The organism is Streptomyces swartbergensis, from assembly GCF_002148965.1.
GTDB lineage: Bacteria > Actinomycetota > Actinomycetes > Streptomycetales > Streptomycetaceae > Streptomyces > Streptomyces swartbergensis.
Map to the genome: position 1 here is coordinate 1 of NZ_NGFN01000235.1, position 13,693 is coordinate 13,693.

Sequence of the window (13,693 nt, forward strand, 5' to 3'; positions counted from 1 at the left end):
GTGCTGGCCGAGGTGCAGCTGGCCCGGCGCCGGGTGGGCAACGGCATGTCGCCCCATGTGCCGAACGCCGACGGCCGGTACGGCCGTACGTACGACGTCCCCGGTGAGGTGCCGCTGCGGCTGACGATGCTGGGCGACTCCACGGCCGCCGGCCAGGGCGTGCACCGGGCCGGGCAGACCCCGGGGGCGCTGCTGGCCTCGGGCCTGTCGGCCCTGGCGGAACGCCCGGTGGAGCTGCGCACGGTGGCGACGCCCGGGGCCCGCTCGGACGACCTGGACCGCCAGGTGGCCCTGGTGCTGGCCGACCCCGATCCCGTGCCCGACATCTGCGTGATCATGGTCGGCGCGAACGACGTCACCCACCGCATGCCCCCGACCCGCTCGGTGCGCCACCTGTCCTCGGCGGTACGGCGGCTGCGCACGGCCGGTGCCGAGGTCGTGGTCGGCACCTGCCCCGACCTGGGCACGATCGAGCCGGTCCAGCAACCCTTGCGCTGGCTGGCCCGACGGGCCTCCCGCCAGCTGGCGGCCGCCCAGACGATCGGAGTCGTCGAACAGGGCGGCCGCACCGTGTCCCTGGGCGACCTGCTCGGCCCCGAGTTCGCCGCGAACCCGCGCGAGCTGTTCGGCCCGGACAACTACCACCCCTCCGCCGAGGGCTACGCGACGGCGGCGATGGCGGTCCTGCCGACCGTCTGCGCCTCCCTCGGCCTGTGGCCGGCCGAGGAGGAGCGCCCGGACGCCTCCCGCCGCGAGGGCTTCCTGCCGGTGGCCCGGGCGGCGGCGGAGGCCGCGTCGGAGGCGGGTACGGAGGTCGCGGCCGCCATGCCGAGCGGCCCGAGGGGACCGTGGGCGCTGCTGAAGCGCCGCAGGCGCCGGCGGGTACCCGAGCAGGAACCGGCTCCCGCCGCACCGTCGAGCTGAGGAAAGTCCCGGGAGCCCCGTAAGACCGGCAGGCGGAAAAAGCAAGCGCTTAGAAAACTGCGGTCAGGGTCACACCGCCACACCCGTGACCCAGGCCATACGTACGGGTAACTTCCCAGACAGCCCATCCAGACCACCCGGTACGTCAATGGAGCCGTGATGCCCGAAGCCGTGATCGTCTCAGCCACCCGCTCCCCCATCGGCCGCGCCGTCAAGGGCTCCCTCAAGGACCTCCGCCCGGACGACCTCACCGCCACGATCGTCCAGGCCGCCCTGGCCAAGGTCCCCGAGCTGGACCCGAAGGACATCGACGACCTGATGCTCGGCTGCGGCCTGCCCGGCGGCGAGCAGGGCCACAACCTCGGCCGCATCGTCGCCGTACAGATGGGCATGGACCACCTGCCGGGCTGCACCGTCACCCGGTACTGCTCCTCCTCCCTCCAGACCTCCCGCATGGCCCTGCACGCCATCAAGGCCGGCGAGGGCGACGTCTTCATCTCGGCCGGCGTCGAGATGGTCTCCCGGTACGCCAACGGCAGCTCGGACATGCCCGGCACGCACAACCCGCTGTTCGCCGAGGCCGAGGCCCGCACCGCCGCCACCGCCCAGTCCGAGGGCTCCACCTGGCACGACCCGCGCGAGGACGGCCTGCTGCCCGACCCGTACATCGCGATGGGCCAGACCGCCGAGAACCTGGCCCGCGCCAAGGGCGTCACCCGCCAGGACATGGACGAGTTCGGCGTCCGCTCGCAGAACCTCGCCGAAGAGGCCATCAAGAACGGCTTCTGGGAGCGCGAGATCACCCCGGTGACCCTCCCCGACGGCACGGTCGTCTCCAAGGACGACGGCCCCCGCGCCGGCGTCACGCTGGAGGGCGTCCAGGGCCTCAAGCCGGTCTTCCGCCCCGACGGCATGGTCACGGCCGGCAACTGCTGCCCGCTGAACGACGGCGCCGCCGCGCTCGTGATCATGTCCGACACCAAGGCCCGCGAGCTGGGCCTCACCCCGCTCGCCCGCATCGTGTCGACCGGCGTCTCCGGCCTGTCGCCCGAGATCATGGGCCTCGGCCCGGTCGAGGCGAGCAACCAGGCCCTGAAGCGGGCCGGTCTGACCATCGGCGACATCGACCTGGTCGAGATCAACGAGGCGTTCGCCGCCCAGGTGATCCCCTCCTACCGCGACCTGGGCATCCCGCTGGAGAAGCTGAACGTCAACGGCGGCGCCATCGCCGTCGGCCACCCCTTCGGCATGACCGGCGCCCGCATCACCACCACGCTCATCAACTCCCTCCAGTTCCACGACAAGCAGTTCGGCCTGGAGACGATGTGCGTCGGCGGCGGCCAGGGCATGGCCATGGTCATCGAGCGCCTCAGCTGAGCATCGCACCGTAGCCGCCATAGCACGCGCTGTGAGGCCCTGTCCCAGAACCCCGGAAACCCCGGGGTTCTGGGCTGTTTTGTGATCCAATCTCCCCCAGGATGTGACCTATCTCCCTCTACGCGGAGAGAAGCCCAGGTCACAGCAGCCCCACTCCTGCCCCCGGCGCCGAAGCCCTGTCCGTTTCGTGACGTTACGCACTGACAGCTGGTTAGTCCGCCCTTCAAGCTGATGTAGGAAGTCGGGGGTCGACTTTGAACCGGGAGTACGTCAGTGAGCGCCATGCCGATCGCGTTGCTGGTCACCACGGCCGCCACGGGCGCCGTGGGTGTCGCCGTCCTGCGCACCGTGCTGCAGCTGCGCCGACAGGTCGCGGCCCTGCACACCGCGCTGGCCGAGAACCGCGCCGCCACCACCCGTGCCCTGCTGCCCGCCGCCCGCACGCATGCCGACACCGACGAGATACGGGCCGCCGTGGCGGCGGCGCTCGCGGAGGAACGCGAGCGGGAGCTCGCCGAGGCGCGGGCGTTCTGGGCCGCCCAAGAGGCCCGTGACACCTCCGACGCACCGCCCCTGCTGGGTCTGCCCGACGTCGACCTGTTCCTGCCCCGCCAGGCCGATTTCGCGGGTCTGGAGCCGGTGTCCGAGCCCGGCGCGGACGCCGAGGAGCCGGCCGCCGAGTCCCCGGAGCTGGCCGCGGCCCGCCGCCGGCACCCCTCCCACCCGGACTTCGTGCCGACGCAGTCGCCGGTGGTGAACGACCACGAGCGCACGGTCGCCACGCTGGAGGAGCTGGCCGCCTCGCGCGTGGAACTGACGGACGTCCGCCCGGGCCCGCTGGGCACCCTCGACGTCTACGTCTTCGCCGACGGCACGACCCTGTGCATGACCCCGGGCCATCGGGAAACCGCGGAGCGCCTCGCCACCGCCCTGCGCGCGGGCGAGACCCCGACCCTCCTCGGCGGCTCGGGCGTCTCGGGCGCCTACACCTTGACGTTCGAATGCGGCGAGGAAAACGTCTACATCCTGGCCGACAGGGTCATCGCGTCCCTTTAGGGGAGCAGCGCCCCAAGGGGCGCGGGGCTGTATCGATGTGCGGCTCCGCCGCGCGGGCGCGAGCAACCACAACGCGCCCCGCACCCGCCGACGAAACGGGTCACACCCCCGCCCGCTTCTGCGCCTCCTCAACCAACCGCACCGCGTCCTCGACGTCGGCACCACTGGGAATCACCACCGCCAGATCATGCGCGGCAACGGTGATCTGATCTGCCGCTGCAAACATCCCCGCATCCGGCATCACCCGAGGCTCCATGCCCTCGAGCACCTGCGCCCTCCGGGCCAACTCCCGGGCCAGCCCGAGAGCCTCAGCGGCAGCGCCCCGCTGCAACCGGCTCTGGGGCGCAGCCCTCAAACGATCGGCGAAGTGATCCACCGCACGGGTCAGAGGCGTCGTATCAACCACGCCGCGAGCGTACGCGTCGCACCGGGACTGTTGCCAACGGGCGAACACTCAGGCACGGTGACCTGAAGGACCGGCTTACATCCCAGCGTCCGGAGGCGCCGATGTCCCAAGTCTTCTCCGAAGAGACCCATCGCAACATGCTCGCCCGCATCCCCCATTGCACCGGTCGTGAGATCTCCGACTGGCTTCGCACCGTCGAAGAAGGCCCGGCACTCTTCCGCTTCGAGGAAAAGGTCAGCTGGCTCCGGCACGAACACAACCTCGCGTACGGCCACGCCAAGGCGATCATCCATGAGTACGACCTGAGGAGGGCCGCGCGCAAACTGCTCTAGGCACGGACACGTCTCGACGACGGAGCCGCCCGGCAGACGCCGAAGGGCCCCGGCCGGAGCCGGGGCCCTTCGCGCACGACGCGTCGGAGACTAGTCGCTGCTGTTGAGGATCGAGATGAGCCTCAGGAACTCCAGGTAGATCCACACCAGCGTCAGCGTGAGGCCGAAGGCCGCGAGCCACGCCTCCTCACGCGGGGCGCCGTAGGCGACGCCGTCCTCGACCTGCTTGAAGTCCAGGGCGAGGAAGCAGGCGCCGAGGATGATGCCGATGATGCCGAAGACGACACCGAGGGCACCGCTGCGGAAGCCGAGGCCGTCACCGCCGCCGAACACCGCGAACAGCAGGTTCACCATCATCAGCATGATGAAGCCGAGCGCGGCCGCCATCACGAAGCCGTAGAAGCGGCGGTTGACGCGGATCCAGCCGGCCTTGTAGGCGATCAGCACACCGGCGAAGACCGCCATCGTGCCGATCACGGCCTGCATGGCCGCGCCGTCGGCGATGCGGCTGTCGACGATGTTGGACACGACGCCGAGGAAGACACCCTCGAACGCGGCGTACGTCAGGATCAGCGCGGGCGAGGCCTTGCGCTTGAAGGACTGGACGAACGCCAGGACCATGCCGATCAGCGCGGCGCCGATGCCGATGCCGTAGCTACGGCTGATGTTGGCGTCGTCGACCGGCAGCAGGGCCCAGGAGAGCGCCGCGGTGAGGATGAGCACACCGAGCGTGCTCGCCGTGCGCAGGACGACGTCGTCGATGGTCATCCGGCCGGTGGTGGCCGGGGCCTGCGGCGGCGCGCCGTGCTGCACGTCCTGCTGGGCGTAAGGGTTCTGCGCGTACGGGTTCTGCGCGTAGGGGTTGCCCGTCGGCTGCGCGTACGGGTTGCCCTGGGTGGCGACAGCGGGACCCCCGGCCTGCGGCGCGGTGTTGAAGCCCGCGTAGCCGTTGTCGCGGCTGAACCCCCGTCGCGAGAAGACCGGGTTTCTGCTCCTCATTTCACTCCTCCATGGCCAACGCTGCGTGGCCTTGGCTCAAGAGTAATAGGTAGGCAAAGGAATGACCCTAGTGCTTGGGGAGGATCTTTCCCTCGTCGTGGTGCGCAACACGCTACGCGGCTTCGTGATTCCCCTCATCGGAGGGGGTCATTCATCACCAAGCTGCGACACGTCCGGAACCGGACGGAGATCACCCGCTGACGCCGCCCTTACATCACCCGGGGCATCACCCGAACGGGAAGCCCGTGTACCCCTCGGCCAGGTCGGTCTCGGCGGCGCGGGAGGAGGCGATGCGGTCCAGCCGGGCGAGCTGGAGCCGGTCCTCGAAGCCGGTCGCGCCGGGGGCCCGGTGCAGGAGGGTCGTCATGTCGTAGGAGAACCGCTCGGCCTGCCAGATCCGGCGCAGGCAGGTCTCCGAGTAGGCGTCGAGCAGCTCCGGTGAGCCGGTCTCCTGCCGGTGGGCCAGGGCCCGGGCGAACGTCACGACGTCGCCGACGGCGAGGTTCAGCCCCTTCGCGCCGGTGGGCGGCACGATGTGGGCCGCGTCGCCGGCGAGGAAGAGACGGCCGTGGCGCATGGGCTCGTGGACGTAGGAGCGCATGGGCGTGACCGACTTCTGGGTGATGGGGCCGCGCTCCAGGCGCCAGTCGTCGGCGGTCTCGAAGCGGCGCTCCAGCTCGTCCCAGATCGCCTCGTCGCTCCACGCCTCGGCGTCGGTGCCGTCGGGCACCTGGAGGTAGAGGCGGGACACGGACGGGGAACGCATCGACAAGAGCGCGAAGCCGCGGTCGTGGCGGGCGTAGACGAGCTCGTCGTGCGAGGGCGGCACGTCGGCGAGGATGCCGAGCCAGCCGAAGGGGTACGTCCGTTCGAAGACCTGGGTCAGTTCGGCCGGGATCGCCTTGCGGGCCACGCCCCAGAAGCCGTCGCAGCCGACGACGTACTCGCATTCCAGGACGTCCTCGCGGCCCTCGTGCCGGAAGCGGACGCGCGGGGCGTCGGTGCCGGCGTCCTCCACGGCCAGCGCCTCCGCCTCGAACAGCAGCGGGCCGCCCTCGGCGAGCTGGAGGGCGATGAGGTCCTTGCAGACCTCGGTCTGGGCGTAGACCATCACGGAGCGTCCGCCGGTGAGGGCGGGGAAGTCGACGCGGTGGCGCCTGCGGTCGAAGCGCAGTTCGATGCCGTCGTGGCGCAGCCCCTCGCGGTCCATGCGCGCCCCGGCGCCGGCCGCGCGCAGCACGTCCGCGGTGCCCTGCTCCAAGATCCCGGCGCGCTGCCGCCGCTCGACGTACGAGCGGTCGCGGCTCTCCAGGACGACCGAGTCGATGCCGGCGTTGTGGAGCAGCCGGGCGAGGAGGAGGCCGGCGGGGCCGGCTCCGATGATGCCGACGGTGGTGCGCATCGGACGCCCTCTTCTCATCCGTTCGTGTGGTGAAATTTTCTTCACCATTATCGGATGTGAGTCTCTGACGGCATACGACCGCTGTCAACGGGTACGCCGCGAACTTCTCAATGGACCACACAGGGATCGGAAGGTGCCCGGAGCCGGACTCGAACCGGCACGCCCGCGAAGGGGCAGCGAGGTTTAAGCTCGCCGTGTCTGCATTCCACCATCCGGGCAGGCCATGGGCTCCGCATCGAGGTTCCGAGACTATCGGGACGGGTCCCCCGAACAGCGGATGGGCGGACCGATGTTGTCTTATTTTATTGACGTCTGAGGGTGCATCAGCACATGGAACGCGCCATCCGCACTTGCCAATAGCCTTGCGTGCGGCTGTCGGCGGCGCATACGGAATGACGGAATTTCACCGTCTGAACGAGGGCACTCCACCTGTTCTTGACACTTGGCCCACTCGATCTCCCGGCACGTGGACCGCTCGATCCCCCGACACACTGCCCCGTCAGGGGCGTTCGTCATCCCCAGGTATGACACCGCTCCTCGCGGTCAGACCGCAGTCGGCCCCCGGAACCGGAACAACGGGTGACTACACGGCGGCGTGGGACCCGGACGATGGAACGAGTCCTTCCCAGACCACCGCCGTCCGACAGGAGTGCCATCCCGTGACCACCGCACCGCTCACCGACCGGGCCACCACCGTGGCCGCGCGCGCCACGGATCTGTCGAAGATCTACGGACAGGGTGAGACCCAGGTGGTCGCCCTCGACCAGGTGTCCGTCGACTTCCGGCAGGCCGAGTTCACCGCGATCATGGGCCCCTCCGGCTCCGGCAAGTCGACGCTGATGCACTGCGTGGCCGGTCTCGACACCTTCTCCTCCGGGTCGGTGCGCATCGGCGACACCGAGCTCGGCTCCCTGAAGGACAAGCAGCTGACCAAGCTGCGCCGGGACAAGATCGGCTTCATCTTCCAGGCGTTCAACCTGCTGCCGACCCTGACGGCCCTGGAGAACATCACCCTCCCGATGGACATCGCGGGCCGCAAGCCGGACAAGCAGTGGCTGGACTCCGTCATCCGGATGGTGGGTCTGGCGGACCGGCTCGGCCACCGCCCCGCACAGTTGTCGGGCGGTCAGCAGCAGCGCGTCGCCGTGGCGCGGGCGCTGGCCTCCCGGCCCGAGATCATCTTCGGTGACGAGCCCACCGGAAACCTCGACTCGCGCTCCGGCGCCGAGGTGCTGGGCTTCCTTCGCAACTCCGTGCGGGAGCTGGGCCAGACGGTGGTGATGGTGACTCACGACCCGGTGGCCGCGGCCTACGCGGACCGGGTCGTCTTCCTCGCTGACGGGCGGATCGTCGACGAGATGTACCGGCCGACGGCCGACTCCGTCCTCGACCGGATGAAGCAGTTCGACGCCAAGGGCCGCACCAGCTGATCCCCCGTCAGGACCGACAGGACTGAGAAGAAGAAAACCCATGTTCCGTACCGCCTTGCGCAATGTGCTCGCACACAAGGCCCGGCTCCTGATGACCGTCCTCGCCGTGATGCTCGGCGTGGCCTTCGTGTCGGGGACCCTGGTCTTCACCAACACCATCTCCGACGCCTTCCAGAAGAGTTCCGCCAAGGGCTTCGACCAGGTCGACGTCGCCGTGACGGCGGACTACCAGGACGCCGAGGGCGACCGGGTCGGCAAGCTCCACGACCTGACCCAGGCCACGCTCGACAAGAGCGAGCGGGTTCCCGGGGCCGCGTCCGCCATCGGGGTCGTGCAGGGCTTCACCGCCGTCGCCGACAAGGACGGCAAGCTGATCGGCGACGGCTTCCAGTCGCAGGGCGGCAACTACTGGGGCACCAAGGACCCCCGCTACCCCCTGGTCAGCGGGCACGCCCCCAAGGGCCGGGGCGAGATCCTCATCGACTCGGCGACGGCGAAGCGCGCCGGCTACGAGGTCGGTGACACCGTACGCATGTCGGTCGACGGGCCCGTCCTGACGCCGAAGATCACCGGCATCTTCACCACCGACGACGGCAACGTCGCGGCCGGCGGCAGCCTCACCCTGTTCGACACGGCGACCGCCCAGAAGCTGTTCGGCAAGGCGGGCGTGTACGACCAGATCGACGTCAAGGCGAAGCCGGGCGTCGCGCAGGCCGCGCTGAAGGCGGAGCTGGACAAGGCGCTGCCCAAGGGCACGGTCGCGACCACCACCGGCAAGCAGCTCGCCGACGACCAGGCGGAGACGATCGCCAGGTCGATGAGCGGCATGCAGACGGCCCTGCTGGTCTTCGCCGGCATCGCCCTGTTCGTCGGCACGTTCATCATCGCCAACACCTTCACCATGCTGGTCGCCCAGCGCACCAAGGAACTGGCGCTGATGCGGGCGGTCGGCGCCTCCCGCCGGCAGGTGACGCGGTCGGTGCTCATCGAGGCGTTCGTGGTCGGCGCGGTCGCCGCCGTGGCCGGGCTGGTCACGGGCATCGGCATCGGGGCCGGGCTGCGCTCCCTGATGGGGACGTTCGACGCGACCGTGCCGGACGGGCCGCTGATCATCAAGCCCGCCACGATCCTCACCGCGCTCGCGGTCGGCATCCTGGTGACCATGCTGGCGGCGTGGCTGCCCGGCCGCCGGGCCGCGAAGATCCCGCCGGTGGCGGCCATGAACAGCGTGCACGCCAAGGCCACGACCAAGTCGCTGGTGCTGCGCAACACGCTGGGCGCCCTGGTCTCGGCCGCGGGCATCGCCGTCATCCTGGTGGCCACGACGATGGACGGCTCGGACGGCCAGATGCCCATGGGCTTCGGCGCGGTGCTGCTGATCATCGGCGTGTTCGTCCTGACCCCGCTGCTGTCCCGCCCGCTGATCGCCGCCGCGGCGCCGGTGCTGCGCGCCTTCGGCATCTCCGGCAAGCTGGCCCGGCAGAACTCGGTGCGCAACCCGCGCCGTACGGCCGCCACCGCCTCGGCCCTGATGATCGGCCTGACCCTGATCACCGGTATGACGGTGATGGCGGGCAGCCTCCAGCAGGCCATCGAGAAGATGGCGTCGTCGTCGATCAAGGCGGACTACGTGGTGTCCATGGCGAACGGCAACCCGCTGTCGCCGGACGTCGAGAAGAAGCTGGAGCGCACCGACGGTGTCACCGCCACCAGCCCGATGCTCAACGCCGCCTCCCGGATCGACGGCCGGACCGAGTACCTGACCGGCGTCGACGGCGCGGCGATCGGCGAGCTGGCCGGCCCGAAGGTCGACACCGGCTCCTTCGAGGTCGGCGGCGCCCAGGTCGTCGTGGACAGCGAGACCGCCAAGTCCTACGGCTGGAAGGCCGGGTCCGCCTTCACGGTCTCCTTCGCGGACGGCAAGAAGCAGCAGCTGACGGTCGCCGGGACCTACGAGAGCAACGACTTCCTGCACGGCATCCTGCTCGACCGGGCGACCCTCGCCCCGCACGAGTCGGACCCGTACAACATGAAGGTCATGGTGAAGACCTCCGGCGGCACGTCCGGCGCGACGCAGGACAAGCTGGAGAAGGCCCTCGGCACCAACCCGGCGATCAAGGTCCAGGACAAGCAGGCCATCTCCAACGAGATCGCGCAGATGTTCACGCTGATGCTGAACATGGTCTACGGCCTGCTCGCCATGGCGGTGATCGTGGCGGTCCTCGGGGTCATCAACACCCTGGCGATGTCGGTCTTCGAGCGCTCCCAGGAGATCGGCATGCTCCGGGCGATCGGCCTGGACCGCAAGGGCATCAAGCGGATGGTCCGTCTGGAGTCCCTGGTGATCTCCCTGTTCGGCGGGGTGCTGGGCATCGGCCTGGGCGTGTTCTTCGGCTGGGCGGCCGGTGAGCTGCTGGCCACGAGGCTGGCGACCTACGAACTGGTCCTGCCCTGGGCGCGGATGGGTGTCTTCCTGCTGCTGGCCGCGACGGTGGGTGTCCTCGCCGCGCTGTGGCCGGCCCGGCGGGCGGCCCGGCTGAACATGCTGGAGGCGATCAAGGCGGAGTAGCCGAGACGTCGAAGGGCCCTTTCCCACGGTGGGAAAGGGCCCTTCCTCGTTCAGTTCCAGGTACGGGCGCGCAGCGGCATGCCCGACTCCCCCGATTCGGGGGTCCGCACGGCCAGGACCTGGTTGACGCTGATGCGGTTGCGTTCGAACGCGAGGGCGGAGGCCGCCATGTACAGACGCCAGACGCGGGCGCGGCCGGGGCTGGTGAGCTGGACGGCACGCTGCCAGTCGGCCTCCAGGCGGGCGACCCACTGGCGCAGGGTGAGGGCGTAGTGCTCGCGGATCGACTCGACGTCGCGCACCTCGAACCCGGCGCGCTCCAACTGGGCGACGGTGACGCCGACGGGCTGGAGCTCGCCGTCGGGGAAGACGTAGGAGTCGATGAACGCGTCGACGTCGTACGCCGCCTCGTTCCGCTGCGGGCGGCGGGCGATCTGGTGGTTGAGGAGCCGCCCGCCGGGCTTCAGCAGCCCGTGCAGGTCGGTGGCGTACTCCAGGTACCGCTGGGCGCCGACGTGTTCGGCCATGCCGATGGAGGAGATCGCGTCGTAGGGCCCGTCGCGGACGTCGCGGTAGTCCTGGACGCGGATCTCGACCTTGTCGGTGAGGCCCTCGTCGGCGACGCGCTTGCGGGCGTAGGCGGCCTGCTCCTGGGAGAGCGTGACGCCGACGACGCTCACGCCGTGCTCCCGGGCGGCGTGGACGGCCATCGAGCCCCAGCCGCAGCCGACGTCGAGCATCCGCTGGCCGGGGCTCAGGCCGAGCTTGCCGCAGACCAGTTCGAGCTTGTCGTGCTGGGCCTGTTCGAGGGTGCTGTCGGGGCTCGGCCAGTAGGCGCAGGAGTACACCATGGACGGGCCGAGGACGATCTCGTAGAAGTCGTTGCCGACGTCGTAGTGGTGGCTGATGGCGCGTCTGTCGGTGCGCTTGGTGTGCAGGTTGCGGCGCGGCCGACGGGCCTCCTCGCGGGGCGGGGCGGGCGGCAGCGGGGGCCCGGCGAGCTTGACGAGCCCGACTACGGCGGCGCGGACCTCGGGTTCGCGCAGGGCCTGGGCGAGGGTGCGGGCGTCCTCGTCGCGCTCCCAGATGTGGCCGGCCAGCAGGTCGAGGGTGGTGTAGAGGTCGCCGTCGATGTCGAGATCGCCCGCCACCCAGGCCCGGGCCAGCCCGAGTTCGCCCGGCTTCCACAGCAGGCGGCGCAGGGCGCGGCGGTTGCGTACGACCAGGGTCGGCGCGCCCGGCGGGCCCGCCTGCGAACCGTCCCAGGCGCGGATGCGCACCGGTAGCGGTGCTCCCAGCAACTGTGCGAAGAGACCCTGGAGCCGCGGCGCGGCGTCTGCCATGGTGCACACCTCCGTGACGAGGAATCCCGGAATGTTCCCGACACCACGTAAACACCTGCGGGGCCCCGGCGCAGTCCCCGGCACGCGTCATGTCCGGGCAAAACCACCACTCCGAAGGAACCCGGGGACCCGAGCGGAACGCCGCGGGAACGCCGAAGGACCTCCCGCACCACGGATGGCGGGAGGTCCTTCGTCAGAGGTCCGGCGGTGGAGGTCCTGCGTGGAGGTCCTGCGTGCAGGACCGTCCGTCAGGACGGGAAGGGACCGGAGGTCAGGAGGCCTTGGCCTTCTCCTCGGTCTTCTCCTTGGCCTTCGCCTCGGTCTTCTCCTTGGCCTTCGCCTCGGTCTTCTCCTTCGGCGCGGAGGCGACCGGGGCCGGCTTGGCGGCCTCGTAGAACTCCTCGCGCGGCGTCTCGATCGCGCCGAGCGAGACGACCTCGCGCTTGAGGAACATGCCGAGCGTCCAGTCGGCGAAGACGCGGATCTTGCGGTTCCAGGTCGGCATCGCCAGGCCGTGGTAGCCACGGTGCATGTACCAGGCGAGACGGCCCTTGAGCTTGATCTTCATCTTGCCCATGACGATCATCGCGACGCCCTTGTGGAGGCCGAGACCGGCCACCGCTCCCTTGTTGGCGTGGGAGTAGTTCTTCTGCGGGAAGCCCCGCATGCCGGACAGGACGTTGTCACCGAGGACCCGGGCCTGACGCAGCGCGTGCTGCGCGTTCGGCGGGCACCAGGCGTTCTCGTTGCCCGCCTTGCGGCCGACGAGGTCCGGGACCTGGGCGTTGTCGCCCGCGGCCCAGATGTAGTCGGTGCCCTTGACCTGGAGCGTGGGCTCGCAGTCGACGTGGCCGCGGGGCCCGAGGGGCAGGCCGTAGCGGGAGAGGACCGGGTTGGGCTTGACGCCGGCGGTCCAGACGATCGTGTTGGAGTCGACCTCGAGGCCGTTCTTCAGCACCACGTGGCCGTCGACGCAGGAGTCCATGGAGGTGGACAGGTAGACCTCGACACCGCGGCCCTCGAGGTGCTCCTTGCCGTACTTGCCGAGCTTGGGACCGACCTCGGGGAGGATCTTGTCGGCGGCGTCGACCAGGATGAAGCGCATGTCCTCACGGGACACGTTCTTGTAGTACTTCGCCGCGTCGCGGGCCAGGTCCTCGACCTCGCCGATGGTCTCCGCGCCGGCGAAACCGCCGCCCACGAAGACGAAGGTGAGCGCCTTGCGGCGGATCTCCTCGTCGTTGGTGGAGTCGGCCTTGTCGAGCTGCTCGAGGACGTGGTTGCGCAGGCCGATGGCCTCCTCGATGCCCTTCATGCCGATGCCCTGCTCGGCGAGGCCGGGGATCGGGAAGGTGCGGGAGACCGCGCCGAGCGCGACGACCAGGTAGTCGAAGGGCAGCTCGTACGCCTCGCCGACCAGCGGCGCGATCGTGGCGACCTTGCGGTCCTGGTCGATGGTGGTGACCCGGCCGGTGAGGACCTCCGCCTTCGGCAGCACGCGTCGCAACGGGACGACGACGTGGCGCGGGGAGATGTTGCCGGCGGCGGCTTCGGGGAGGAAGGGCTGGTAGGTCATGTACGACCGGGGGTCGACGACCGTGACGGTCGCCTCTCCGTAGCGCATCTTCTTGAGGATGCGCCGAGCTGCGTACAGGCCTACGTACCCACCGCCTACTACGAGGATCCTGGGACGCTCCGTGGTGCTCATGCCATCGAGTATCCACCCGCCTCAGGGGGGTAGCTCGTGCGCCCCTTCACAAGCTCCGTCGGGGAGTGTGTTATCCTCCGCCGCTCCCGTGATCCATGTCATGGTGACAACCGGGCCCCTTTGTGTACTGCTGGCCGTTGTCAATGC

At 70.0% G+C, this 13,693-nt stretch carries 11 protein-coding genes and 1 tRNA gene; 6 read left to right on the forward strand and 6 right to left on the reverse strand.

The features are described from left to right. From CA983_RS29740 to CA983_RS29750, 3 genes are all read left to right on the forward strand, one after another. On the forward strand, positions 1-924 hold a 924-nt coding region (locus tag CA983_RS29740; protein ID WP_086603911.1), incomplete at its 5' end, for an SGNH/GDSL hydrolase family protein. A 159-nt stretch (positions 925-1,083) separates the two neighbouring features. Beyond that, positions 1,084-2,301 carry an acetyl-CoA C-acetyltransferase gene (locus CA983_RS29745; RefSeq protein ID WP_086603912.1) on the forward strand — a complete coding sequence of 406 codons (1,218 nt, stop codon included), beginning with the start codon at positions 1,084-1,086 and terminating at the stop codon, positions 2,299-2,301. Between the two features lie 273 nt (positions 2,302-2,574). Beyond that, on the forward strand, positions 2,575-3,357 hold the full coding sequence (locus CA983_RS29750) for a hypothetical protein (protein WP_086603913.1): 783 nt from the start codon (positions 2,575-2,577) through the stop codon (positions 3,355-3,357). Between the two features lie 100 nt (positions 3,358-3,457). Here CA983_RS29750 and CA983_RS29755 read toward each other — a convergent pair whose 3' ends face one another. Beyond that, positions 3,458-3,763 carry a hypothetical protein gene (locus tag CA983_RS29755; RefSeq protein WP_167407495.1) on the reverse strand — a complete coding sequence of 102 codons (306 nt, stop codon included), beginning with the start codon at positions 3,761-3,763 and terminating at the stop codon, positions 3,458-3,460. A gap of 101 nt (positions 3,764-3,864) precedes the next feature. Between CA983_RS29755 and CA983_RS29760 the strand changes: the two genes are divergently transcribed. Then, positions 3,865-4,095: a DUF4287 domain-containing protein gene (locus CA983_RS29760; protein ID WP_059424410.1), complete on the forward strand. Its 231-nt coding sequence runs from the start codon at positions 3,865-3,867 to the stop codon at positions 4,093-4,095. Between the two features lie 90 nt (positions 4,096-4,185). Here CA983_RS29760 and CA983_RS29765 read toward each other — a convergent pair whose 3' ends face one another. From CA983_RS29765 to CA983_RS29775, 3 genes are all read right to left on the reverse strand, one after another. Next, complete coding sequence (locus CA983_RS29765) at positions 4,186-5,094, reverse strand: Bax inhibitor-1/YccA family protein (RefSeq protein ID WP_086603914.1); 909 nt, start codon at positions 5,092-5,094, stop codon at positions 4,186-4,188. A gap of 226 nt (positions 5,095-5,320) precedes the next feature. Then, entirely contained in the window at positions 5,321-6,496 is a 1,176-nt protein-coding gene (locus tag CA983_RS29770) for a 4-hydroxybenzoate 3-monooxygenase (protein WP_086603915.1), read from the reverse strand. A gap of 134 nt (positions 6,497-6,630) precedes the next feature. Then, positions 6,631-6,714 (reverse strand) — tRNA-Leu (locus CA983_RS29775). 441 nt (positions 6,715-7,155) lie between these two features. On the opposite strand from CA983_RS29775, the gene CA983_RS29785 reads away from it, so the two are divergent. Together CA983_RS29785 and CA983_RS29790 are read left to right on the forward strand one after the other, a co-directional pair. Beyond that, complete coding sequence (locus CA983_RS29785) at positions 7,156-7,926, forward strand: ABC transporter ATP-binding protein (RefSeq protein WP_086603916.1); 771 nt, start codon at positions 7,156-7,158, stop codon at positions 7,924-7,926. Positions 7,927-7,966: 40 nt separating this feature from the next. Further along, on the forward strand, positions 7,967-10,495 hold the full coding sequence (locus CA983_RS29790; protein WP_086603917.1) for an ABC transporter permease: 2,529 nt from the start codon (positions 7,967-7,969) through the stop codon (positions 10,493-10,495). A gap of 50 nt (positions 10,496-10,545) precedes the next feature. Here CA983_RS29790 and CA983_RS29795 read toward each other — a convergent pair whose 3' ends face one another. Continuing rightward, a complete protein-coding gene (locus CA983_RS29795; protein WP_086603918.1) occupies positions 10,546-11,838 on the reverse strand; it encodes an SAM-dependent methyltransferase in 1,293 nt (430 codons plus the stop codon). A gap of 271 nt (positions 11,839-12,109) precedes the next feature. Further along, entirely contained in the window at positions 12,110-13,546 is a 1,437-nt protein-coding gene (locus CA983_RS29800; protein ID WP_086603919.1) for an NAD(P)/FAD-dependent oxidoreductase, read from the reverse strand. Positions 13,547-13,693: the final 147 nt, after the last annotated feature.